Genomic DNA, 23,070 nt, shown 5'->3' on the forward strand with positions numbered 1-23,070 from the left:
TCGGTGGACTACTTCTGCAGAGTGAACTGGCAGACGTCGGTGTTGCCTTCGCGGAACAAGTCAGCGCACCCCGTCAGGTATCGCATGTAGCGGTCGTAGACCTCTTGGGATTGCATGGCGATGGCCTCATCACGGCGCGCCGCCAGCGCTTCGGCCCAGATGTCGAGCGTCTTGGCGTAGTGCGGCCTCAGTGACTGCACCCGGCTGATCCGGAAACCGGCCTTCTGCGCACGCTCCTCGACGACGGCCACCGAGGGCAAGCGCCCGCCGGGAAAAATCTCGTCCATGATGAATTTGATGAATTTCAACAAGGACATCGTGACCTTGATGCTCTTGAATTCCTCGATCGAGCAGGTCGTGATGGTGTGCAGCATCATGATGCCGTCATCAGGTAGCGCCTGGTGAGCGAACGAAAAGAAGTCGTCCCAGCGCTCCCTGCCGAAGTGTTCGAAGGCGCCGATGGACACGATCCTGTCGACGGGTTCGTCGAACTGCTCCCAGCCCTGCAGCAGGACCCGCTTGGACCGGGCGCCGGGTGAACTGTCGAACAGTCGCTCCACATGAGCGGCCTGATTCTTCGACAACGTGAGCCCGACGACGTTGACGTCGAACTGCTCGGCGGCTCGTTGCAAGGTGGCACCCCAGCCGCAGCCGACATCGAGCAGCGTCATGCCCGGACGCAGGTCGAGCTTGCTCAACGCGAGATCGATCTTGGCTATCTGCGCCTCGTGCAACGTCATCTCGTCGCGGACGAAATACGCGCAACTGTAGGTCTGGGTGGGGTCGAGGAACAACCGGAAGAAATCGTCGGACAGGTCATAGTGGGACTGCACATCGTCGAAATGTGGCTTGAGGTCAAGACTGGAGTTCGGCAAAGTTTCCCTGCTTACTGTAACTAGCTGGTACGCATACGTGCATAAGACGTCGCCGACGTCATCGTTGGCGGGTACCCCGTTGTTACGCAATGTAATTGACGTACGCGTCAGACTTCTTGCTGAATCCGAAACACGTGGGCTGCTCGGTACCTGTCACACAGACGACAACCGCAGCTATTGTATCGCCCGCGCCTTCGCCCACCGGTAATCCGGCTTGCCCGACGGTGAGCGCTGTATGCGATCGCAATACAGCACCTCCTTCGGCAGCTTGTAGCGGGCAATGTGGCGGGCGGCCTCGGCGACGATACCGGCGGAATCTGGGGACGTGCCGTCAGCCAGCTGGACGAGGGCGACCACTTCGCTGCCCCATCGGACACTGGGCCGTCCCACCACTACCACGTCGTAGACGGCCGGATGGTTCGCGATAGCCGCCTCCACTTCTTCGGCGAAGATCTTCTCGCCGCCGGAGTTGATGGTGACCGAATCACGGCCGAGCAGGTCGATACTGCCGTCGGCGTCCCAGCGCGCCCGATCCCCCGGGATCGAAAACCGAACCCCGTCGATCAGGGGGAAGGTGCGCGCGGATTTCTCGGCATCACCGAGATAGCCCAGAGGCACCAGACCCCGTTGTGCCAGCCAGCCGATCTCGGGGTCACCCGGCTGGAGAAGGTGCGTCATCTCCGCATCGACGACCACTGTGCCGGGGTTCGGCGTGAACCGGCCGGTGCCTGCGCTCTCCCTGCTGGAGGCCTGACCCATCTGGGAACCGGTTTCCGATGAGCCGCCGGCATCGAGGATGGTCAGGTGCGGCAAGAGGTCGAGGAGGCGCTGCTTGACACCGCTGCTGAGCAGGGCTCCACCACTGACCAGAGCATTGAATGACGAAAGGTCATCGGCAAGCTCGGGGCCGCCCGCAGCCAGGGCGTCGGCCAGTGGTCGGGCGAACGCGTCACCGACGATCGACATCGACCCGACCCTTTCGCGACTCGCTGTCATCCAGGCCTGGACTGCGTCGAAATGTACTGCGGGCGGCGGCATTACGAATGTCCGCCCGCCCAGCAGGGTGCTGAAGGCCGACCATTGGGCCGCGCCGTGCATCAGTGGTGCGACGGTCATCGATGGTGGTCCGCCGGCCAGAGATCGCTCGATCACCGCCGCCATATCGGGGATGGTCTGCCCAGTTCCGAAGACCCGCCCACCCATCGCGTTGAAAAAAATATCGCTCTGGCGCCACAGCACACCCTTCGGCATGCCCGTGGTGCCACCGGTGTAGAGCAGGTACAGATCATCGGGCGATAGTGCGAGATCCAGCGGCTCGGCGCTGTGAGCAGCCAACAGTTCTTCGTAGCGCACTGCCCCCGGCAGCGGCTCGTTGCCGGACTCGTCGTCGACGTGGATGAGCCGCACCGGCGGAAGATCGGGCAGGGCCTCGGCCAGGGTCGGTGCGAACTGTGCGTGATACATCACCGCGGCGGCCCCGGCATCGGCCAGCAGGTACACCAATTCGTCGGCGACATAACGATAGTTGACGTTGAACGGTGCGACCCTGGCTCGGTATGCCCCGATCATTCCTTCGAGGAATTCGTTGCAGTTCGTCATGTACAGGGCGAGGTGACTCTGCCCTGACTCGCTGCCCGCCAGCTGCGCACGCTCCCGGTGTGCGCCCAGCCCCCACCCGTGAAGTGCCTGGGCCAGCCGCCGGGTGCGCTCGTCGATCTGGGCGTAGGTGAAGTGCCGGTCGCCGAAGACGATGCAGTCGCGCTCGGGGTTGGCCGTCGCCACGGTGTCGAACACCTCGGCCAGGTTGAATTCCACCGCAGCACCATAACCGCGTTGTGTGAGAGTCCCAGCCGCGGTGAGCGCGGCCGGGACTGTCACACATCGCTTGCTAGGACTCTTTCTGTCCCGGAATGCCCTCATAGGCGATATCGCCGGTCTTGAGGTTCTTCGCGGTCAACTCACCGAGACCGTCCAGGAACTTCTGGCGCTCGGTGACGACGTGCTGGATCGCGACGTCGACATTCTCCTGGGTGATGGCCGGCATCACGTAGACCGGCTCCTTGTTGACGTCTTCCTTCTTTACCAGCGCATTGGCCACGGCCAGACCCGCCGAGAGCTCGACGGTGCCGTTCTGCAGTGAGGTGCCGATGAACTCGCCACTCTTGACAGCATTCAGCCCGTCCTCGATGCCGTCGATCCCGACGATCGGAACATCGGTGCGGCCGGCCTCTTTGAGCGCCTGCAGGGCACCGAGACCCATATCGTCGTTCTGCGAGACGACACCGTTGATCTGCGGCCCGAAACTGGACAGCCAGTTCTTCACCTTGTTGACGGCCTCATCGCGCTTCCAGTTGGCCGTGTCCTTGGCCAGCACCTTGATATCGGGGTACTTGGCCAGCACCTGATCAATTCCCTTGCCACGGTTGATCTCACCGGATCCACCGAGCGGGCCCTGCAGGATGACGATATTGCCCTTACCGCCGAGCTTATCGGCCATCATCTGCATTTCCTGGGCGCCGGCCGCGACATCGTCGGGCTGGACGTTACCGGCCAGATCGGGGCTGTCGAGTGCCGCGTTGACCGCCAGCAGCGGGATGTCCTTGGCCTTGGCCGCCGCAATCTGCGGGCCGAGCGAATCCGCCTGCACAGGAACCACGATGATCGCCTGGACACCCTGGTTGATCAGGGAATCGACCTGGCTGGCCTGGGTGGACACGTCGTTATTGGCCGAGTTCCAGATCAACTCGATGTTGTTGTCCTTGGCGTAGGTGTCCATCCCCTCCTTGCCTGCGGTGATGAACGAGCTCATGTCGTAGACGGTGACGCCGATCCGCGTCTTACCGCTGTTGGCTTCGGTATCGCCCGCACCGCAGGCGGTCAGGCCGAGCCCGAGCAACCCCGCCGTGGCGATGGCACCGAACTTCGTTGTCAGTCTCATCTATTCGCTTTCTCTATGTGTTCGTTGAATACGCTTGTCGGATAGGTGATTACGGTTGCTTCTGGCCTGGAATGCCCTCGTAGGCGATATCGCCGGTCTCGAGGTTCTTCTTGGTCAGCTCGGAGAGACCGGCAAGAAACTCCGCCCGCTTGGTGACGACGTGCTCGATGGCGACGTCGACGTTCTCCTGGGTGATGGCGGGCATGATGTACACCGGTGCGGTGTTCACCTTCTCCTTCTTGGCCAGCGCGTTGGCGACGGCCAGGCCTGCGGATAGCTCCACGGTGCCGTTCTGCAGTGAGGTGCCGATGAATTCGCCACTCTTGACGGCATTGAGGCCGTCCTCGATACCGTCGATGCCGACGATCGGCACGTCGGAGCGGCCGGCTTCCTTCAAAGCCTGCAGGGCACCGAGGCCCATATCGTCGTTCTCGGCGACCACGCCGGTGATCTGCGGCCCGAAGCCCGAGATCCAGTTCTTCACCTTGTTGACCGCCTCGTCGCGCTTCCAGTTGGCGGTGTCCATGGCCAGCACCTTGATATCGGGGTACTTGGCCAGCACATTCTTGATGCCCTTGGTGCGGTCGAGCTCGCCGGACTGACCGAGTGGGCCCTGCAGCACGACGATGTTGCCCTTGCCGCCGAGCTTGTCGGCCATCATCTGCATTTCCTGCTCACCGGCCTTGACGTCGTCGGGCTGCACATTGCCCGCGATGTCCTTGCTGTTCAATGCGGCGTTGACCGGAACCAGCGGAATGCCCTTGGCCTTGGCCGATTCCACCTGCGGACCGAGCGAGTCCGCCTGCACCGGGACGACGATGATGGCGTCGACACCTTGGTTGATCATCGAGTCCACCTGATTGGCCTGGGTCGACACATCCAGATTGGCTGAGTTCCAGACCAATTCGATGTTGTTGTCCTTGGCGTAGGCGTCCATGCCCTCCTTGCCCGCGGTGATGAACGAGCTCATGTCGTACACCGAGACGCCGATCCGGGTTTTTCCGTCCTTGGCTTCGGTATCGCCTGCGCCGCAGGCGGTCAGGCCCAGTCCGAGCAGCCCCGCCGAAGCGACGGCGACGAACTTCGTTGTCAGTCTCATCTGGTCACTCACTTTCGTTGTGTCGATCAATGGACATGCATCAGAACCGAACTCAGGTTCTTCGTCGCGTAGACCAGACGTCGACGGCGACCGCGGCGACGATCAGCACACCCTTGATCACGTCCTGCCAGTAGGCGGGCACCACGAGGATGTCCAAACCGTTGTTCAGGGTCTGGATGATGAACAGGCCCAACACAGTTCCCCAGATCGTGCCGCGCCCGCCCATCAGGCTGGCGCCGCCGATCACCACTGCGGCGATGGCATCGAGTTCGTATCCCTGGCCCAGGTTTGGCGGTCCGGAGATGACCCGGGACGCGAGCATCACACCGGAGATACCGGCCAGCAGACCGGACAGGGCGTAGACGCTGAACAGCACGTTCTTGGCGTTGATCCCGGCGATCTCGGCGGCGTTGCGGTTACCGCCGACGGCGTAGACGCGCATACCGTAGGTGGTCCGCTTCATCACGATCGCCAGCACGATGATGCCGAGGATCATCACGAGCACTGGGATGGTCAGACCGAGAATCTTGGTGTTGGCGATGGACCCGAACTCAGCCGGCAGACCGTTGATGGGTGCACCGCCGCCGATCACGTAGGCGAGACCCGAGCCCGCCGTCAACGTGCCCAATGTCGCGATGAACGGAGGCACGTTGATGCGTGACACCAGGATTCCGTTGATCGAGCCGACCACCAGGCCGACGACCATCGCCACACCCACGGTCATCCACACCTGCCCGGGGTTGGCCTTCGCCGTCGCCGCACCCGCCATGGCCGATACCGCGATCACGCTGCCGACCGACAGGTCGATGCCGCCGGTGAGCACCACCAGCGTCTGTCCCAGTGCGATCAGCGCAAACGGTGCGGCCGCCACCAGGATGGTGACCAGGTTGTCGACGGTGCCGAATCGTGCACTGCGGTAACTGAAGTAGGCGATCACCAACAGCATGATGATGACCATCGAGTAGCGCAGCGCGATACCGCTGATCCACTCCTTGGAGAGCAGCTTGACGGGCTCGCCGGTGATCGGCGATGTCACAACCGTGGCCCCGGATGCCTCCGGAGTTTCTTCGGTGTCGACTGGGGTGGTCACGATGATGCCTCCGGTGACTCTGGCCGCGGTTGGGCCGTCGGGGTTGATGGGTGTGGGTCTATGTGTCGGGGCCCGTCCAAGGCGGTCGCCATCCGGAAGACGGATTCCTGCACTGCCGGGTGGTCGAGCGCGTCGCGGTCGAGTTCGCCGACGAACGCCCCGTCGCGCATCACGAACGCGCGGTGCGACAGGCCGATGATCTCGGGCATATCCGAGGAGGCCATCACCACTGCCATCCCGGCTTCGGCGAATTCGGTGATGATGCGGTAGATCTCGCTGCGGGCACCGACGTCGACACCGCGGGTCGGCTCGTCAAGAAGCAGCACATTGACCTCACCGGTGAGCCAGCGGGCCAGGACGACCTTCTGCTGATTTCCGCCGGACAAGGTGCCGACGAGTTGGCCCATTCCGCTGCTGCGCAACCGAACCGACTTCATCACATCGGATACCGCCTTGGTGCGGGACTTCCCGCGCAGCCAGCCCGCGACGCTGAACGATGACAGCCGCGGCAGTGAGCCGTTGTCCAGCACGCTCATCGACAACACCACACCGGAGATCTTGCGATCCTCGGGGACCATCGCCATGCCTTCGGTGATCGCGGCCGCGGGCGCATTGCGTTTGACCCGGCGACCGCGGACGATGATCTCCCCGGACGTGCTGTGCCTGGCCCCGAAGATGGCTTCCAGCAGTTCAGTTCGGCCGGCGCCGACCAGCCCGGCGAGCCCGACGATCTCACCGGAGCTCACCGAGAACGAGACCGGTTCGGATGCGCCGGCGACCTGCAGCTCGCGGATTTCGAGGACCGGGTCGGGCTTGGGTTCGACCAGTTCGGGGAACAGCGCATTGAGCTCGCGCCCGATCATCGCGGTGACGATATCGTCGTCGCTGACGTCGGTCAGTGGCTTGTCCAGAATCAGCCCGCCGTCACGAAGCACCACGACCCGGTCTGCGATGGCGCGGATCTCGGCCATCTTGTGCGTGGTGTACACCATCGCGACGCCCTGATCGCGCAGCCGGCGGACGATCCCGTACAGGCCTTCCACCTCGCGTTCGGAGATGGCCGAGGTCGGCTCGTCGAGCATCACGACCTGTGCACCGGTGCGGGCGGCCTTGACGATCTCCACGATCTGGCGCAAACCGACGGGCAGGCTACCCATCCGCGCCGTCGGTGAGATCGCCACGCCGAATGCCGACAGCGCATCCCGGGCCTCATCGATCATGGCTCGTCGGTTCAGGAATGGGCCGACCTTGATTTCGCGTCCCACGAAGAGGTTTTCGTAGACGGTCATATCTTCGATGGACGCCAGTTCCTGCGGCACGATGGCGACACCGTGCCGGACGGCGTCGCGCGGACTGCCAGGGGCGAGGTGGTTGCCCTGCACCGTGACATCTCCGGAGTCGGCGCTGTACTGGCCGCTGACAATCTTCATCAGCGTCGACTTGCCCGCGCCGTTCTCACCGGCCAGCGCGGTCACGGTGCCGGGTTCGAGGTCGAGCGTGATGCCCTTGAGTACCGGCACCCCGCCGAAACTCTTGGTGATGGCCGCACATTCGAGAATTGCTGAGCTCATGGTCTGCTCCCAGTGGTGACAACCACTTTCACGTTCTCGCCGTCCGCGGAGGCGGTGAACGCTTCGGCGGAGTGCTCGAAATCAAATCGGGCACTGATGATTTCGTCGATCGGGACCGCGCCGGACGAGAGCAGGTCGATCGCGGCGGTGAAGTCTTCCCTGACGTACATCAGGTTGCCGATCAACGCCAGCTCACGGTCCTGGATCAGGTCGAGCCGAACCGGCACCGCGCCAGCGGCGACACCGACGATCATGATGGCGCCACCCTTGTCGACCAGTTCGATGGCCTGCGCGACCGAACTCTCCCTGGCCACACAGTCGATGACCACCGCGGCAGGCCCGCTGAGCTGTGCCAGCGCGGTGTCGACGGCGTCCGCGGCGGTGGGGTCGAAAGTTCCGACTGCGCCGAGGCGTTCGGCGCGGTCGCGCTTGGACGCCAGCAGGTCGGCCACCACCACCCTGGCACCGGCCTGGCGTGCAGCCAGCAGGACGAACAACCCGATGGGACCGGCGCCGATCACCACGACCGCGCGGTCCCGCAGATCCCCCACCGCTGCGGCGGCGCGGCGGACCGCGTGGATCGGGGTGGCCAACGGCTCGATCAGGATGGCATGGTCGTCATCGAGTTCGGGGTTGAGGGCGATGACGCGATCCACTGCCACCGAGAACGTGTCTGCCAGCCCACCGGGGGTTTGACAGCCCAGCACCAACAGTTCGCGACAGATGTTGTAGCGACCCTCGCGGCACTGGGCGCAGTGCCCACACGCCAGGTTGGGCTCAACCACGACGCGCGTGCCCAGCCAGGAGTCATCGACCTCGGAGCCGACCGCGTCGATGACACCCACCACCTCGTGGCCGGGCCGGTACGGCAGATCGATGAACGGGTGCTTACCGCAAGCGGCGTGCAGATCCGAGCCGCAGATCCCGACGATGGTGCTGCGCACCCGGACCTCACCGGCTGCGGGCGAGGTTTCCGGCACGGTCTCGAAGACGACGTCGTCGATGGCGTTGACGACGACCCGCCGGTTGGTGCCTGCGAGAGCTGGGCTCACCATGCGGTGTATCCCCCGTCGGCGACAAGTACCGATCCGGTGATGAACGAGGCGGCGTCGCTGGCCAGGAACACCACGCTGGGCGCGATCTCCTCGGGCATGGCGTACCGCTGCTGGGGTGCGTCGTCGATCCAGTACCGCTTCAGATCGGGCCGGTCGACGGGTGCCATCTCGGTTTTGCAGTATCCGGGGGCCACCGCGTTCACCCGAATGCCCAGCGGCCCCCATTCGGCCGCCAGGGATTTGGTGAGGTGATGGACCGCAGCCTTGGACGCGTTATAGGCGGGCTGCATCTGCGGGCGATTGACGATGATCCCCGACATCGATCCGATGTTGACCACCGAACCCGAACCGCGCTCACGCATGTGCGCACCGACCGCCAGCGAGCATGCCCACAGCGCCTTGACGTTCAGGTTGAAGACATCGTCCCACTGCTCCTCGGTGACATCCCAGGAATCGGCGTGGTAACAGGTGCCCGCATTGTTGACCAGGATGTCGATGTGACCAAGTGCGGCAACCGCTTCCGCGGTCATCCTGGCGACGTCGGCCGATGCGGTGATATCGGCGGTGATCGGATGGAACGTGTGTCCCTCGCCGGCCGCCTCACTGACCACCTTGTCGTTACGCTCAGCGCTGCGGCCCGCGATGGCGACGGTGGCGCCGGCCTCGGCAAGCCCGAACGCGAAAGCACGGCCCAGCCCCTGATTACCACCGGTGACCAGCGCGGTGCGGCCGGAGAGATCGAACGGGGAACGTTTAGTCATCAGGGATTCACAATCGACTTGAGGCTGGCGGGGTCGGTATCGCTGTCAAGGGCATCGGCCACGTGTTCTAGGTCGTAGCGGCCGGTAACCATTCCGTCGAGGTCAACCGCCCCGGACTGCACGAGATGAATTGCCGCAGGCCAGGTATCGGTATAACGGAAGACCCCGGTGAGGGTGATCTCCAGGTTCGCGATGTGGCTGACCGGCAGCGGATATTCGTCGCCCCCCATGCCCACCAGGACCACCTTGCCTGCCGGGCCGACCGCCTTGATGCCACTCATGACGGCCGCGGGCACACCGGTGGCATCGACGAACGCGTCGACCGGTTCGATGCCGGTGACATCGACGACCGTGGGATCCAGGACCTCGGTGGCGCCAAAGGTCAGCGCCTTCTCGCGGCGGGACTCGACCAGATCGGTGACGACGATGCGGGAGGCGCCGAAGGCGCGGGCGGCCTGCGCGCAGATGACGCCGATCGGCCCGGCGCCGGCGATCAGGATCGACGACCCGGGGACGATGCCGGCCTTACGCATGGTGGCGATGGCCACCGACAACGGCTCCAGCAGTGCGGCGGCGTCGTCGGACATCGAATCCGGTATGGCATGGGCGAAGTCGTCATCGCTGATGACGTACTTGCAGAACGCACCGTCGATCGGCGGCGTCGCATAGAACTTCATCTCCGGACACAGGTTGTAGCGACCGGCCTTGCACTGCTTGCAGCGCCGACACGGGTGCTGAGGCTCCACCGCGACCCGCTGACCGACCCGCGAGGGCTCGACGCCGTCGCCCACTGCGACGATCCGGCCGGACAGTTCGTGGCCGAGGATCATCGGCTCGTTCACGACGAAATCACCGATGCGCCCGTGCCGGTAGTAGTGCACATCGGAACCACAGACGCCGACGGCGGCAACCTGGATCAGCACCTCGTTCGGACCGGGCGTCGGGACTGGGCGTTCTTCGATCACCAGGCTGCGGACACCGGTCATCACGCTGGCCCGCATCGTGTCGTCGATGGGTGCGGCGTCGGTACCGGGAATGGTGCTGGTCATGATGTCCTTCTCGTCGTCTCGTATTCGGTTTGCGTTGACTCATGTTGCGGTGGGCTATGTTCGAGGAGCAGCGACCGCCCGACCACAAGGGACTTCGCTCCGGCGGACAGACACAGCGGCGCCACCGCCTGCGTGACACCGCCGTCGACCGCCACCGGGAATTCGGCGGCGCAGGCTTCGACGACATTGAGCCGGCTCAGCGAGGCGCTGTTGCGGGTGCCGGGCGCAATGAGCATCACCAGCACGCCGTCGGGGGTGGCAGACCAGACGGGACGGCCGTGGCCGTCCCATTCCTGCCAGACCGCGATCCAGGCCGCACTTCCGGTCGCGCGGACTGTGGCGGCACGCCCTTCGGTGAACGCCGACCACGGCAGGAAGACCACCCCGGGGTGCAGTGCCAGGATTTTCGGTAGCACGGCATCGACGAAGTCGGGCGAGCCGATCAGGTGCACGCCGATCCTGGCCCGATCGACGACGGCCGAAATCATCTGCAGTTCAGCCAGACTCACCCCGGTGGGGAATCCTTCGGAGGCGGCCATCACGTCGATGTGGACATCGATTCCGGCGTCGTCGAGGGTCTGCGCGGCGACCAGCCGGGAACCGGCGGCGGCGTACACCGAACCGGCCAGCGAGCCGGGAAAGTCGGTGTGCCACGGCGCGAGTGCGGTCATCGGGCACCTGCGCTGTCAAGCAGTGCAGAGGCCGCGACGGTGGCCCATCTGGCGCGCAGGGCGCTCAGGTCCCTGCCGTGCGGGCGGGGAACGACCCGCTCTCTGGCGTCGGGCAGCCACCGTTTGGCCAGGTCGACCAGGCCCGCCCGGTCGGTACGGGCAGCGACCGCCGCGGCCTGGATACAGGCGCCGCGGGCGGTGGCCTCGTCGACATCGGGCACGGTGACCTCGTCGCCGAGCAGGTCGGCCAGCAGTTGCAGGGTGGCACGCGATCGGGCACCGCCACCGACAACCGTTGCCGCACCGCCGAGTTCGACACCGCACGCCCGCAGGCTGTCGCGGCCCGACAGCAGGGACAGCAGCGGGCCTTCCACGAAAGCGCGTGCAAGTTCTTCCCGGGTGGTCTGTGAGGTGATATCGACCAGGCCTCCCCTGGCTTCGGGGCGGTCGGGGGTGCGCTCGCCGTCGAAGAAGGGCACCAACACCGGTCCCTGCGTCGGACCCGCGGCCAGCGCCAGTTCCGCGAGGCCGGCCAGATCGGTACCGAGCAGTGCGGCCGCGCGGTCGGAGACCCTGGCGGCGTTCAGCGTGCTCATCAGCGGTAGGTAACCGCCGGTCATATCGGCGACGCCGTCGACGGCACCGGTGGTGTCGAAGACCGGACCCCGTGACGAGGTCGCGACCACACCTGAGGTGCCGATGCTCAAGTACTGGTCACCGTCGGTGAGGCCGAGACCCAGATAGGCGGCATGCTGATCACCGCCGCCGGCTGCCACCAACACATTGGCGCCGATGCCCAGTTCGGCTGCCGGTGCGGCGCGTACGGTGCCCGCGGCATCGGCAGGACCGAGTACGGTGGGCAGCTTGCCCGACCAGTTCCGGTCACCGGCGGCGAGCTCAAGATAGGACGTAATCCACTGTCCGTCAGTCGCATCGAAGTAACCGGTACCTGAGGCATCGGATCGGTCGGTCACCCGTTCGCCGGTGAGCCAGTAGGTCAGATAGTCGTGTGGCAGCAGCACGGTGGCGACCTGATCGAGGAGCCCCGGTTCGTGCTCGGCAATCCAGGCGAGTTTGGCGATGGTGAACGCGGCGGTCGGCAGGGAACCGATACGCATCACCCAACGCCGGGCGCCGATACGCTCGACGAGCCGCGCCAGATTTGGTGCGCCGGTGGTGTCGTTCCAGAGTTTGGCGGCGCGCAAAACCTCACCGGCTCCGTCGAGCAGGACAAGACCATGACACTGTGCGGCGACCGAAATCGCCCGCACCTCAAGCGGTTGCTCGCACGCGGCCATGGCGCCGCGGGCGGCGGCGACGAAGGCGCTCACCCAGTCGCGTGGATGCTGCTCGCTGGACGGCGGAAAGGCAGGCGGATGAGGCGCTGCGCCACTGCCCAGCAACCGGCCGGTGGCCAGTTCGCGGACTTCGACCTTGCACGACTGGGTGGAGGAGTCGACGCCGAGGACGGCGCCCACACTCATGACGTGGCTCCCGGCGCAGGGTGTACCACCCGCAGATGTTCGTCACCGGGTTGCAGACCGCGCGCCCCGACTCCCCCGGCGGGATGGCTGTCGACGACATCGTGCAAGGTGTGCCCGCGCATCGCCATCGCGACGACGGCCAGAGCGTCACCCCACGCCCCGACGGCCAGCGTGCTGGCCATCGCGATCATGTCGCCCGGGTCGGCATCGGCCGGGGTCGCCGGCAGCGAGACGACGGTGGTGGCGGCTGCGGCGAACGGCGAGCCGGCATTCTCGGTGACGGCCACGACCTCGACACCACGACGGACGAGCCGGTCGGTCAGCGTGGTCAGTTCACCTGAGCGGCCGGTTTTGGAGATGGCGAGCACCACGTCATTGGCGGTGATCGCACCGATGCCGCCGTGCAGGGCATCCATCGACGGCAGATACACCGCCGGGGTGCCACAGACCGACAACAGATGAGCCAGCCGCTCGGCCATGATCCCGGAGGTACCCGATCCGGTGGTCACCACCTTGCCGCTGATCGCCAGGATCTGGCGGGCGACAGCAACGATCTGCGTTTCGACAGCGCCGGCCAATGCGGCGACAGCTCGGGATTCGCGGGCGAGGACGGAGCCGGCCAGGCCGGTCAAATCGTCTTCGCCCGCGCTCATATGTGAATCCTGTCGCTCAAAATGCTGTGAGCTAGATCATGCAATGGCGTACGCTCAACTGTCAAGGCGTGTGCTCAAATGAGCAGACGCGCCGCGAGGAGGGCAAACGGGATGGGGCCGGACGAGCTGTTTCAGCGCGCACTGGTGGCGCGCCGGTACTACCTGGAAGGGCGTACCCGGGTGCAGATCGCCGACGAATTCGGCATCTCGCGTTTCAAGGTCACCCGGATGCTCGATGAGGCGGTGGCCTCCGGCATGGTCGAGATCACCATTCATAACCCGGGATCGATCGACGTCGAACTCTCCACCGCATTACAGCGCCACTATCAACTCGAACACGCCTACGCGGTCGTCGCCGATACCGACAGCCCCGCCGACCGGGTGGACGCGGTCGCCAAAGCGATGGCCGAGTTACTGGTGTCGATCCTGCGCGATGACGATGTCGTCGGTGTGGACTGCGGGCGAACGCTGGCCCGGGTGGCCGGGTACCTCACGACACTGCCGCGCTGCGATGTCGTCCAACTGACCGGTATGGCGGGCACGATCAACACCAACGGTGCCGACCTGGTGCGCCGGATCAGCGAGATCAGCGGCGGCAAATCATGGCCGCTGTACGCACCCCTGGTGGTCTCCGATGCCAGGACCGCCGAAAGCCTGTCGAGCACTATCCAGATCCAGGAGACCGTCGCCCGGCAGGGCAAAGTGACCTGCGCGATCGTCTCGGTCGGCGCCTGGTCGCCGGGCGCATCCCAGGTGTACGAATTGTTGACACCACAGGAGGCGGCGGCACTCGAAGCCTCCGGCGTCGCAGCCGAAACCTGCGCGCTGCTGCTCGACAGCGCCGGAAACCGGATACCGGGTCTGGACGAACGTCGGATGGGTGTCGAGGAACAGACGCTGCGAGCCATCCCGACCCGCATCGCCGTGGCGACCGGTCACGACAAGATCAACGCCACCCGGGCGATCCTGCGTTCGGGTCTGGTGTCCTCGATCGTCACCGATACTGAGATCGCCGCGGCTGTTCTTGCCTGATTAAACGGGAACGGTTGTGCCGGTTTCCTTTTCGGCGAACCGCACCATTTCCGCGGCCAGGTCGTAGTCACACGCGGCAGCGGAGCGACCACTGAGCACCGGGCCGCCCTTGAGTCCGCGGACACCGTCGATACCGACATAGCTGCCCGGCGGGATGGGTTCGGTGATGCAGTACAGCGTCGGGGCCGCCCCGGCGTCGAGATCGTTGGCGAGCACGCTGGCCGCCGTCTGCACCACCTTGTGAAACGCCGACATGACCGGTGTATCAGACACATTCGACAAATTCGAGGCCACCCAGCCTGGATGGGTCAGATAGGTCGACACCGGTGACTTCGCCGCACGCAGCCGACGGTCCAGTTCAAGGCCCCACAGCATGACCGCCATCTTGGAGCGGGCATACGCCGGGAACGACGACCATTTGGTCACCCGGGAATGCGGGTCCTCCAGCCGGACGGTGGCTGACTTATGTGCATCCGATCCCACGTTGATGATCTGGCTGCGCACCCGCGGCAACAACAGGTTGGTCAACGCGAACGGCCCCAGGAAGTTGGTGCCCATCATCATCTCAAAGCCGTCGACGGTGTCGCTGCGCTTCTGCACGACCGCGCCGGCGTTGTTGATCAGGATGTCGATCTCCCCGTCGAGCAGGTCGGGGAACGCTTTGACCGAGGACTGATCGGCCAGGTCAAGTTTCAGCACCGAGGTAGAGCCGCCGATCTCCGCCGCCCGCTGGGCGCCGAGGTCGGTATTACGCACGGCCAGGATGACGTGCGCGCCCGCGCCTGCCAAGGCGCGTGCAGTCGCCAACCCCACTCCGTTGGTCGAACCCGTTACGACAATGCGCTTACCGGTCATGTTGCCGAGTCGGGTCGGCGACCATTGTGACGTCACGGCCTGATGCTAACCGCGCCGATTAGTCGGGGGTGTGCGGCATGATCCTTCCCGTGAGCTACGCCTTCGATCCAGACCTCGTGCCCGTCATCGAGATGCTGCCGCAGCGCAGCGCCGAAGTGGTACCTGTCGCCGAATCACGGCGCCTCATCGACGAGTTGTTCAGTTCCCTCATCGGCGATATCGACCGCTCCGGTGTGGCACTGACCGAGGTCCAGGCGACCGGCCCGGCGGGCGCAGGCCCGGTGCCGTTGCGGATCTTCACCCCCGACGTGCGCAAAACGCGGGGTGCGGTCTACGACATTCACGGCGGCGGGTTCACCGTCGGATCCGCAGCGATGAACGACGCGGCCAATTACCACCTGGCCCGCGAACTCGGCGCTGTAGTGATCTCCGTCGAATACCGACTGGCACCGGAGAACCCGTTCCCGGCGGGACTCGACGACTGCTATGCCGGCCTGGTCTGGGTGGCGGCAAACGCCGACGCCCTGTCCATCGACACGGACATCATCGCGATCCACGGCATCAGCGCCGGCGGCGGGTTATGCGCGGCGCTGGCACTGCTGGCCCGCGACCGCGGCGGCCCGGCGATCGCATTCCAGTATCTGGGCGTGCCCGAACTCGACGACCGCCTGACCACCACGAGCATGCAGAGCTTCACCGACACGCCGTTGTGGAATCTGCCGTCGGCGCAGAACAGCTGGGACTGCTACCTCGGCGACGGCGTGCGCGGTACCGCCGACGTGTCGCCGTATGCGGCCCCGGCCAGGGCCACGAACCTCGCGGGCCTGCCGCCGGCGTACATCTCGGCGATGCATTTCGATCCGCTGCGCGACGAGGACATCGTCTACGCCCAGGCACTGCTCGCGGCCGGGGTGACCGTCGAATTGCATCTGTTCCCCGGCACATTCCACGGTTCAATGCTGGCCGCGGGCGCCGCCGTCAGCAAGCGGGAAGCGGCCGAGGTGCTGGCTGTATTGAGTCGGGTCCTGAAGGTGCAGGGCTGAACAGCACCTGTCGGTTGGCGGAAAATAGACACAAATCGGGTCATGTCTACCAAGATGGCGGGGATAAAGAATTCTCACCGCCGTTGACGGGGCCAGATGACTGATAGTGCACGTGAGATTGAGAACCTGATTTACCGCTACGCCGAGCTGATCGATACCGGCGATCTGGACGGCGTCGCCGCCCTGTTCGCCCACGGCCGGATCTGCGGTGTCGAGAACGGGCCGCCGGAAACGGTATTCGAGGGCAGTGCCCGGGTCAGGGCGATGTACGACATGGCCACTCGCCTCTACGAGGACGGCACACCCAAGACCAAGCATCTGACCACCAATGTGCAGATCCGCGTCGATGACACCTCGGGAACGGCGGAGGGCGGCGCGTACTACTGCGTCACCCAGGCCACCCCGGATCTGCCTCTGCAGGTGATCGTCACCGGTCACTACCGCGACACCTTCCACCGCGTCGACGGTCAGTGGTGGTTCGACAGTCGCACCATGTTCATCGACCAGGTCGGCGATACCAGCCACCACCTCAAGTGGTGACCGCAAGCCAACAGCAGGCGGCCTTCGAGATGGCGTCGGTGCTGGCCGGCGCGCAGGCCAAGGAGGGGCTCGACGACTGGGGTCCGGTGCCGTTCCAGGAACCACTGTCGGTGCTATTGGACAGTTATGCCGCCGCGGATCTGAACGATATCGGGGTGTACATCCTGCGCTCGGGCATCGTGCACAGCCTGCGGATGCGGCTGCGCGCTCAGGAGTGGATCCGGCGTCATCCCGAGATCACCGAGGAACGCATCGTCGCGCCCATTGTGGTGGTCGGGATGATGCGCAGCGGAACCACGCTGCTGCAACGCCTGCTCGCGGCCGACCCAGGTTTTCACTGTGCGTACGGCTGGGAGGTGGTGGAGACCGCCCCCCAACTGGACCATGATTGGTCGGCGCTAGACCCACGCATCGCGATCAGTGAAGCGCGCGAAGCGAAATCGCGTGAGCTGGCCCCTGACCTGTTCACCATCCACCCGATGTACGCCCGTGAACCGGAAGAGGAGATCGTCTTCCTCTCCGACGCGTTCTTGTCCCACGTACCCGAAGCGGGCGCGCACCTGCCCAGATACCGATCGTGGATCGACGGCGAAGACTTCGGCCCCGCCTATGCCTACCTGTATCGGATGGTGCAGTTCCTGCAGTGGCAGAAGCGTCAGCGGACAGGCGGGATCGCTGCCCGCTGGGTCTTGAAATCACCTGCCCACCTGGGTTATCTGGATGCGCTGCGAGTCCAGTTCCCTGATCTGCACGTCGTGCACATGCACCGCGACCCCCGCGACACCATCGCCTCCGGGGCCAGCCTCAATGCCACCCTGCACGCCATGCATTCCGATACCGTCGACCTGCATCGGGTGGGGGCGGAATGGATCGAGCGGATGGGCTGGACCAATGACCGCGCGATGCGCAGCAGGGACAACTGGTTCGACGAGGCGTCGCGGGTCACCGATATCGAATTCGCCGATGCCGTAGCCGATCCGATCGGCCAGGTGTCGCGGGTCTATGACGCCATTGGGCTGCCGCTGACCGCCGAGGCGCAGTCCGCGATGCGCGCATGGCTGGTCGACCGCCCCCGGGAACCGGGGCGACCCTCCTACCGGCCGGAAACCTACGGGCTGAGCAATGCCCAGATCGACGAGCGATTCACTGCCTACAACGCGCGATTTCGAGGGGAAGTCCATGCCTGATAATCCGGTCGCCACCAATCCGGTAGCGAGTAAAGCCCAGCACGAGCATGAGCTGGCGGCACTGGAGCTCACCGCGCACCCCACCGTGCGGGCGGCTTACCGCAGTGTCGCCGAGACCTGGCGCAGCCGTGCGAAAGCGTCCGACGCGATGCGCGAACGTTTCGACGCCGCCTTCGCCGAGGTGATGTTCTCGGCCGCGGTCTGGTCGTCCAATCAGGACAAGTTGCGCCCCAAGGTCATCTGCATCACCCGCCTCGGCCATCAGGTGGCGGGTCAGCACATCCCCGGATCCCGGTGGGGTATCGACAATCCGGACAGCGTGTACCGGGTGATCCCGATCTCCGGCGAGGAACGCTACGAGATCCACGGCCGGGTCGGCGAGCACCGGATGACGGAGAACTATTTCACGCTATGGGATGCGAACATGGGTACCGTCGCCGTGCTCAACGGCCGCACCATGGAGGTGGATTCCGACGGCTCGTTCACCATCACCGTCGATTCCGATCCCGCGGGTGGGCGACCCAATCACGTTCAGTCCACCCCGGCGGCCCACGAGTTCTACATCCGCGACGTCCTTTTGGACTGGGGCCGCGACGACCCGAACCATCTCTCTGTCGAGCGCCTTGGCTCCGCCCCGGCCACACCGGTACGCACTCTCGACGAACAAGCCGATGCCACCGCGGCGATGATGGCCCATTTCGCCAACTTCACCGGCAAGCTCAGCCACGGTATCTACAAGATGCCGGCCAACAACTTCAACCTGGCGTGGTCGGCCGATAAAGTCGGCGCGATGCGCAACCAGGTGTACGTCATGGGGCGGTTCGACCTCGCCCCCGACGAAGCCTTCGTCGTCGACGTCGGGGACGGCGGTGCGGAGTACTTCACCGTCCCGTTGAGCAATATCTGGGGCACCACACTGGAACTCGTCGACCGCACCGGCAGCCTGAACAAGGCCCAGTCGGTGCCGAACGACGACGGCAGCTACACCTACGTCATCTCCCCCACTGACCCCGGCACCGCTAACTGGATCGACTCCGACGGACTGCGCGAGGGCATCCTCACGCTGCGGATGGCCGAGTTCGGCGAACATGGCCCCAAAGAGGATCTCGGCGCGCGCGGCCGGGTGGTCGCCCTCGACCAGCTCGACACCGAGGTACCGACCCTTCCCCGGGTGACCGCCGCCCAGCGCGCCGACGAACTCGCGCAGCGCCGGACCGCGTATCTGCGCCGCCTGCCGGAAGGGACGATCTGAGATGGGCTGCTGGTTGGTCACCGGATGCTCCACCGGAATCGGGCGCGAAATAGCCCGCGCCGCACTGGAAGCTGGTCACAACGTGGTGGTCACGGCCCGCCGCATCGAGACCGTGCAGGATCTGGTCGACGAATTCGGCGACCGGGCCCTTGGCGTTGCGTTGGACGTGACGGACAAAGAGCTGATCGCTGACGCGGTGGCAGCGGCCGACGCCACCTACGGCGGGATCGACGTGCTGGTCAACAACGCGGGCAACGGGTACCTGTCGGCAGTCGAAGAGGGTGAGGATGAGCAGGTCCGAAAGCTGTTCGACACCAACTACTTCAGCGTCGTCGATCTGATCAAGGCCGTGCTGCCATCGATGCGCGAGCGTAAGTCCGGGCATATCATCAACATCTCATCGATGACCGGGTTGGTCGCCAACCCGCCCAACGCCTACTACTCCTCGACGAAGTTCGCACTGGAAGCGCTCACTGAAGCCTTGGCCCAGGAGGTCAAGCCGCTCGGCATCAAGGTGACGGCCATCGAGCCGGGCGCCTTCCGCACCGACTGGGCCAAACGGTCGATGTGGGAATCATCCACTCCGATCGGCGATTACGACGACAGCGTTGGCGCCCGAAAATCCCTGATCAAGGATTTCGCCGACCACCTGCCCGGCGATCCACGCAAAGTCGCCGAGGCGGTAGTCATGGTCAGCACCCTCGACGAACCTCCGCTGCGCCTGCTGCTGGGCCGCGATGTGCTCAAGGCCGTCCGGGACAAGATCGCGGCGATGACCGCGTCAATCGACGAGTGGGAAACCGTCACCAAAAACGTCAACTTCCCGCGCGAGAAATAGAGGCGACCCAGTGGGCAATCTTGATGGTTCCGTTGCATTCGTCACCGGCGCTGCTCGTGGCATGGGCCGAGCGCACGCGGTCAAACTCGCCAGCCAGGGCGCCGATATCGTCGCCCTCGATATCTGCGCCGAAATCGAGTCCACCGACTATCGGGGATCGACGCCCGACGACCTGGCTACCACGGTGAAACTTGTTGAGGACCAAGGTCGTCGGATAGTCGCCCGCCAGGCCGACGTCCGCGACCCGGAAGCGGTGGCCGCGGTGGTCGCCGACGGGGTCGCGGAGTTTGGCCGCCTCGATATCGTGATCGCCAATGCGGGCGTGATCCGCCTGACCTCCGCCGACGACCGCGCCCAGGTATTCCGGGACGTCGTCGATATCAACCTGATCGGCGTCTGGAACACCGTGGACGCCGCCATCCCGGCGTTGATCGACGGTGGCCGCGGCGGATCCATCGTGCTGGCCAGTTCGACCGCTGGGATCAAGGCCTCCAACACCGACCGGCCCGGGCTACAGGCCTACGCCGCGTCCAAGCGGGCACTGGTCGCACTGATGCAGGGGTGGGCGGCTCAGCTTGCGCCACATTCGATTCGGGTCAACACCATTCATCCCAGCGGTGTCGCCACGGACATGATCATCAATGACACCACCATCGCACTGTCCGCGGCCGGTGACGAATGGCTGGGCACCCAGCAGAACGCGCTGCCGATTTCGCTACTGGCTCCCGAGGACATCGCCACCGCGGTGGCCTGGCTGATATCGCACGACGCGAGATTCATCACCGGTACCAGCTGGCCGCTGGACGCCGGTTTCGGTATCCGCAGCCACTAGACCGCAACGGCCTCGATGCGGGCCGGCACGTGCTTATGCCACGGGGTACCGGCGTAGGCGTCACGCCACTGTGTCGAAGTCAGGGCGTTGGGTGCGACGCCGGGGGTGTGGGCGTTGCCGTCGGCGTCGGTGTAGTCAAGGCCGTAACCGTTTGGTAGCGAGGCATGTCCGGCCATCATCACCTCGCTGATCTCGACGCTGGCTTCGGCGGTGCCTGCCGCGGTGGTGATCCGGGCCCGGCCGCCGTCGACCAATCCGAGCGCCTCGGCATCCTCGACGCTGACCCGCAGTGCACCGTCGACATCACGCTTACGCCAGGACGGATCGCGGATGATGTCGTTGGCGGTGAACGCTCGCCGCTCCCCTGCCGACAACACGATGGGAAACTCCCCGCTGGTCATCCCGCGTGGTGCGCCAGGGAGTGCGCGGATCTCGTCGAGCATCTCCGGCATCGCCAAGGCGATCTTGTGGTCGGCGTGACCGATCAGCGCGAAATCGTCGGCGTACTCGTGCACGGTGAAGGTCACGCCCGAGCGATTCTGCAGAATCGCGTCGAACAGCGCATTACCGTCGGCGTGACCGGCGCGCCGGACCGCCTCGGGATAGGTGAACGACGCCTTCTGCGCCAACCCCCACAGCGCTGCGGCACCGGCCAGGCCGTCAGGCAAGGTGGGGCCCAGGGTGTCGTACAGCACGAACGGCACCGTCTTGGCCAACATCGGACTGCTGCTGACTGCGGCCAGGAAGGCCTGGGCGTAGGCATCCCGGCCCTCGACGGCCGCCCGGCGCAACGGTGCCAGGTCCGCCTCGTCAACGACGCCGAGTGCCCGCACCAGCCTGGCCCAGATCTCGGGTTCGGGCAGGGTGCCGGGCAGCGGCTCGAACAGCGGATGACGCAATTGAAACGTGTTGTGCGGGAACTCCAGATTGAAAAAGGTCGCTTCTGGTTTCTCGAATTGGGTGGCCGCGGGCAGGACATAGTGCGCCAGCCGGGCGGTCTCGGTCATCGCGACATCGATGACCACCAGCAGCTCGAGTGCCTCGAATGCCTCTCGGCAGGCCGTCGAATCGGCAATCGAATGGGCCGGGTTGCTACTCTCGACGATCATCGCCCGGAACCGGTCCGGGTGATCGGTCAGGATCTCCTGCGGCACAACGTTGCTGGGGACCAGGCCGGCGATGATCGGGGCGCCGGTGACCGGGGTGCGTCCGACACCGCCGGAGCTGAACAGCGGAGCGAACGACGAATGCAGGTGCTGTGCACCACGTTTGGCGAAGTTTCCGGTCAGGATCCAGAGCAACTTGTTCAAGTAGGAACACAGCGTGCTGTTGGGCGCCTGCTGGATGCCCAGGTCTTCGAACACCGCCACGCTGGCGGCGGCGGCGATCCGTCTGGCCGCCGCGCGCAGCAGTTGTTCGTCGACGCCGCAGCTGTCCGCATAGTCGGCGATGGGAACCTCGCGCAGCACCTCGCGCACGGCATCGACCCCGGTGACGTGCTGGTTCAAAAATGACTCGTCACAGAGGTTTTCCTGCACCAGGATGGCGGCCAGTGCGGCCAGGCACCATGCATCGGTGCCAGGGCGGACCCGCAGATGGAAATCGGCCATCTTGGCGGTATCGGTGACCACCGGGTCGATGACGATCATCGACCGTGCTGGGTCCTTGGCGATATCGTTGAGCACCACGCGCGCCCGGGGGAAACTCTGCGACATCCACGGGTTCTTACCGACGAACACCGACACCTCGGCGTGCTCGAACTCACCGCGGGTGTGTCCGCCGTAGAGGTGGGCGTCGACCCAGTGCTCACCGGTTTTCTCCTGTGCCAGCGCATTCGACCGGTACCGGGCACCGAGCGCCTTGAGGAAGGCGCCGCTGTAGGCGCCACCGAGATGGTTCCCCTGACCGCCGCCGCCGTAGTAGAAGATCTTGTCCCCGCCGTGGGTATCGCGAATCTGGGCGAAACCATCGGCTATTTCGGCGATCGCGGTATCCCAGTCGATTTCCTCGTAGCTGCCGTCGGGCGTGCGGCGCATCGGCGATGTCAATCGGTTGGCGTTGTTCTGGTAATGGTCGAGGCGCAGCGCCTTATTGCAGGTGTAGCCCCCGGTCCCCGGGTGGTCCTTATCGCCGCGGATCCGGGCCAGGGTGCGCCCCTCGGTCTGCACGACGATGCCGCAGTTGCATTCACACAAAATGCAGGCGGTGGGCTGCCAGTCAACAGTCATCGGGAACTCCCAGCTGT

The 23,070-nt window shown here is 65.2% G+C and carries 21 protein-coding genes; 7 read left to right on the plus strand and 14 right to left on the minus strand.

Going from position 1 to position 23,070, the window contains the following annotated elements:
- Positions 1-8: 8 nt before the first annotated feature.
- The 12 genes from ADBZ9O_RS21415 to ADBZ9O_RS21470 all read right to left on the minus strand — a co-directional run bounded on the left by ADBZ9O_RS21415 (position 9) and on the right by ADBZ9O_RS21470 (position 13,246).
- Positions 9-875 carry a cyclopropane mycolic acid synthase family methyltransferase gene (locus tag ADBZ9O_RS21415; RefSeq protein ID WP_526524929.1) on the minus strand — a complete coding sequence of 289 codons (867 nt, stop codon included), beginning with the start codon at positions 873-875 and terminating at the stop codon, positions 9-11.
- 174 nt (positions 876-1,049) lie between these two features.
- On the minus strand, positions 1,050-2,690 hold the full coding sequence (locus ADBZ9O_RS21420; RefSeq protein WP_526524930.1) for an AMP-binding protein: 1,641 nt from the start codon (positions 2,688-2,690) through the stop codon (positions 1,050-1,052).
- A gap of 73 nt (positions 2,691-2,763) precedes the next feature.
- Positions 2,764-3,813: a substrate-binding domain-containing protein gene (locus tag ADBZ9O_RS21425; RefSeq protein WP_526524931.1), complete on the minus strand. Its 1,050-nt coding sequence runs from the start codon at positions 3,811-3,813 to the stop codon at positions 2,764-2,766.
- 49 nt (positions 3,814-3,862) lie between these two features.
- A complete protein-coding gene (locus tag ADBZ9O_RS21430; protein WP_526524932.1) occupies positions 3,863-4,912 on the minus strand; it encodes a substrate-binding domain-containing protein in 1,050 nt (349 codons plus the stop codon).
- Between the two features lie 52 nt (positions 4,913-4,964).
- Positions 4,965-6,002 carry an ABC transporter permease gene (locus tag ADBZ9O_RS21435; RefSeq protein ID WP_526524933.1) on the minus strand — a complete coding sequence of 346 codons (1,038 nt, stop codon included), beginning with the start codon at positions 6,000-6,002 and terminating at the stop codon, positions 4,965-4,967.
- Complete coding sequence (locus tag ADBZ9O_RS21440) at positions 5,999-7,573, minus strand: sugar ABC transporter ATP-binding protein (protein WP_526524934.1); 1,575 nt, start codon at positions 7,571-7,573, stop codon at positions 5,999-6,001. Before ADBZ9O_RS21440 ends, ADBZ9O_RS21435 begins: the two co-directional genes overlap by 4 nt.
- Positions 7,570-8,628 carry a zinc-dependent alcohol dehydrogenase gene (locus ADBZ9O_RS21445; RefSeq protein WP_526524935.1) on the minus strand — a complete coding sequence of 353 codons (1,059 nt, stop codon included), beginning with the start codon at positions 8,626-8,628 and terminating at the stop codon, positions 7,570-7,572. The genes ADBZ9O_RS21440 and ADBZ9O_RS21445 overlap by 4 nt, the downstream gene beginning before the upstream one ends.
- Complete coding sequence (locus ADBZ9O_RS21450) at positions 8,622-9,389, minus strand: SDR family NAD(P)-dependent oxidoreductase (RefSeq protein ID WP_526524936.1); 768 nt, start codon at positions 9,387-9,389, stop codon at positions 8,622-8,624. Before ADBZ9O_RS21450 ends, ADBZ9O_RS21445 begins: the two co-directional genes overlap by 7 nt.
- Positions 9,389-10,438 carry an NAD(P)-dependent alcohol dehydrogenase gene (locus ADBZ9O_RS21455; protein WP_526524937.1) on the minus strand — a complete coding sequence of 350 codons (1,050 nt, stop codon included), beginning with the start codon at positions 10,436-10,438 and terminating at the stop codon, positions 9,389-9,391. Before ADBZ9O_RS21455 ends, ADBZ9O_RS21450 begins: the two co-directional genes overlap by 1 nt.
- Positions 10,435-11,109, minus strand: coding sequence for a beta/alpha barrel domain-containing protein (locus ADBZ9O_RS21460; protein ID WP_526524938.1), 675 nt, complete (start codon positions 11,107-11,109; stop codon positions 10,435-10,437). Before ADBZ9O_RS21460 ends, ADBZ9O_RS21455 begins: the two co-directional genes overlap by 4 nt.
- Complete coding sequence (xylB, locus tag ADBZ9O_RS21465) at positions 11,106-12,593, minus strand: xylulokinase (RefSeq protein WP_526524939.1); 1,488 nt, start codon at positions 12,591-12,593, stop codon at positions 11,106-11,108. Before xylB ends, ADBZ9O_RS21460 begins: the two co-directional genes overlap by 4 nt.
- The gene (locus tag ADBZ9O_RS21470) at positions 12,590-13,246 is read right to left on the minus strand and encodes an SIS domain-containing protein (protein ID WP_526524940.1); all 657 of its coding nucleotides are present in this window, start codon (positions 13,244-13,246) and stop codon (positions 12,590-12,592) included. Before ADBZ9O_RS21470 ends, xylB begins: the two co-directional genes overlap by 4 nt.
- A gap of 111 nt (positions 13,247-13,357) precedes the next feature.
- Between ADBZ9O_RS21470 and ADBZ9O_RS21475 the strand changes: the two genes are divergently transcribed.
- Entirely contained in the window at positions 13,358-14,278 is a 921-nt protein-coding gene (locus ADBZ9O_RS21475) for a sugar-binding transcriptional regulator (protein ID WP_526524941.1), read from the plus strand.
- Here the strand turns inward: ADBZ9O_RS21475 and ADBZ9O_RS21480 are convergent, their stop codons facing one another.
- Positions 14,279-15,169 carry an SDR family NAD(P)-dependent oxidoreductase gene (locus ADBZ9O_RS21480; protein WP_526524942.1) on the minus strand — a complete coding sequence of 297 codons (891 nt, stop codon included), beginning with the start codon at positions 15,167-15,169 and terminating at the stop codon, positions 14,279-14,281.
- Between the two features lie 41 nt (positions 15,170-15,210).
- Between ADBZ9O_RS21480 and ADBZ9O_RS21485 the strand changes: the two genes are divergently transcribed.
- From ADBZ9O_RS21485 to ADBZ9O_RS21510, 6 genes are all read left to right on the plus strand, one after another.
- Positions 15,211-16,176 carry an alpha/beta hydrolase gene (locus ADBZ9O_RS21485; protein ID WP_526524943.1) on the plus strand — a complete coding sequence of 322 codons (966 nt, stop codon included), beginning with the start codon at positions 15,211-15,213 and terminating at the stop codon, positions 16,174-16,176.
- A 96-nt stretch (positions 16,177-16,272) separates the two neighbouring features.
- Positions 16,273-16,716, plus strand: coding sequence for a nuclear transport factor 2 family protein (locus tag ADBZ9O_RS21490; RefSeq protein ID WP_526524944.1), 444 nt, complete (start codon positions 16,273-16,275; stop codon positions 16,714-16,716).
- 29 nt (positions 16,717-16,745) lie between these two features.
- Positions 16,746-17,903, plus strand: a complete 1,158-nt coding sequence (locus ADBZ9O_RS21495; RefSeq protein WP_526533366.1) for a sulfotransferase — start codon at positions 16,746-16,748, stop codon at positions 17,901-17,903.
- Entirely contained in the window at positions 17,896-19,155 is a 1,260-nt protein-coding gene (locus ADBZ9O_RS21500) for a DUF1214 domain-containing protein (protein ID WP_526524945.1), read from the plus strand. Before ADBZ9O_RS21495 ends, ADBZ9O_RS21500 begins: the two co-directional genes overlap by 8 nt.
- Position 19,156: 1 nt before the next feature.
- Complete coding sequence (locus ADBZ9O_RS21505) at positions 19,157-19,993, plus strand: SDR family oxidoreductase (RefSeq protein ID WP_526524946.1); 837 nt, start codon at positions 19,157-19,159, stop codon at positions 19,991-19,993.
- Positions 19,994-20,003: 10 nt separating this feature from the next.
- A complete protein-coding gene (locus ADBZ9O_RS21510) occupies positions 20,004-20,825 on the plus strand; it encodes a mycofactocin-coupled SDR family oxidoreductase (RefSeq protein WP_526524947.1) in 822 nt (273 codons plus the stop codon).
- Here the strand turns inward: ADBZ9O_RS21510 and ADBZ9O_RS21515 are convergent.
- Positions 20,822-23,053 carry a molybdopterin-dependent oxidoreductase gene (locus ADBZ9O_RS21515; RefSeq protein WP_526524948.1) on the minus strand — a complete coding sequence of 744 codons (2,232 nt, stop codon included), beginning with the start codon at positions 23,051-23,053 and terminating at the stop codon, positions 20,822-20,824. The two genes, ADBZ9O_RS21510 and ADBZ9O_RS21515, sit on opposite strands and share 4 nt — an antisense overlap.
- Positions 23,054-23,070: the final 17 nt, after the last annotated feature.

Source organism: Mycobacterium sp., from assembly GCF_965229105.1.
GTDB lineage: Bacteria > Actinomycetota > Actinomycetes > Mycobacteriales > Mycobacteriaceae > Mycobacterium.

Bases quoted from the DNA above. Each gene is read 5' to 3' on its own strand.
- ADBZ9O_RS21425 (WP_526524931.1), bottom strand. From the start codon at position 3,813: ATGAGACTGACAACGAAGTTCGGTGCCATCGCCACGGCGGGGTTGCTC.
- ADBZ9O_RS21430 (WP_526524932.1), bottom strand. From the start codon at position 4,912: ATGAGACTGACAACGAAGTTCGTCGCCGTCGCTTCGGCGGGGCTGCTC.
- ADBZ9O_RS21440 (WP_526524934.1), bottom strand. From the start codon at position 7,573: ATGAGCTCAGCAATTCTCGAATGTGCGGCCATCACCAAGAGTTTCGGC.
- ADBZ9O_RS21445 (WP_526524935.1), bottom strand. From the start codon at position 8,628: ATGGTGAGCCCAGCTCTCGCAGGCACCAACCGGCGGGTCGTCGTCAAC.
- ADBZ9O_RS21450 (WP_526524936.1), bottom strand. From the start codon at position 9,389: ATGACTAAACGTTCCCCGTTCGATCTCTCCGGCCGCACCGCGCTGGTC.
- ADBZ9O_RS21455 (WP_526524937.1), bottom strand. From the start codon at position 10,438: ATGACCAGCACCATTCCCGGTACCGACGCCGCACCCATCGACGACACG.
- ADBZ9O_RS21460 (WP_526524938.1), bottom strand. From the start codon at position 11,109: ATGACCGCACTCGCGCCGTGGCACACCGACTTTCCCGGCTCGCTGGCC.
- xylB (WP_526524939.1), bottom strand. From the start codon at position 12,593: ATGAGTGTGGGCGCCGTCCTCGGCGTCGACTCCTCCACCCAGTCGTGC.
- ADBZ9O_RS21470 (WP_526524940.1), bottom strand. From the start codon at position 13,246: ATGAGCGCGGGCGAAGACGATTTGACCGGCCTGGCCGGCTCCGTCCTC.
- ADBZ9O_RS21475 (WP_526524941.1), top strand. From the start codon at position 13,358: ATGGGGCCGGACGAGCTGTTTCAGCGCGCACTGGTGGCGCGCCGGTAC.
- ADBZ9O_RS21485 (WP_526524943.1), top strand. From the start codon at position 15,211: ATGATCCTTCCCGTGAGCTACGCCTTCGATCCAGACCTCGTGCCCGTC.
- ADBZ9O_RS21490 (WP_526524944.1), top strand. From the start codon at position 16,273: ATGACTGATAGTGCACGTGAGATTGAGAACCTGATTTACCGCTACGCC.
- ADBZ9O_RS21495 (WP_526533366.1), top strand. From the start codon at position 16,746: ATGGCGTCGGTGCTGGCCGGCGCGCAGGCCAAGGAGGGGCTCGACGAC.
- ADBZ9O_RS21500 (WP_526524945.1), top strand. From the start codon at position 17,896: ATGCCTGATAATCCGGTCGCCACCAATCCGGTAGCGAGTAAAGCCCAG.
- ADBZ9O_RS21505 (WP_526524946.1), top strand. From the start codon at position 19,157: ATGGGCTGCTGGTTGGTCACCGGATGCTCCACCGGAATCGGGCGCGAA.
- ADBZ9O_RS21515 (WP_526524948.1), bottom strand. From the start codon at position 23,053: ATGACTGTTGACTGGCAGCCCACCGCCTGCATTTTGTGTGAATGCAAC.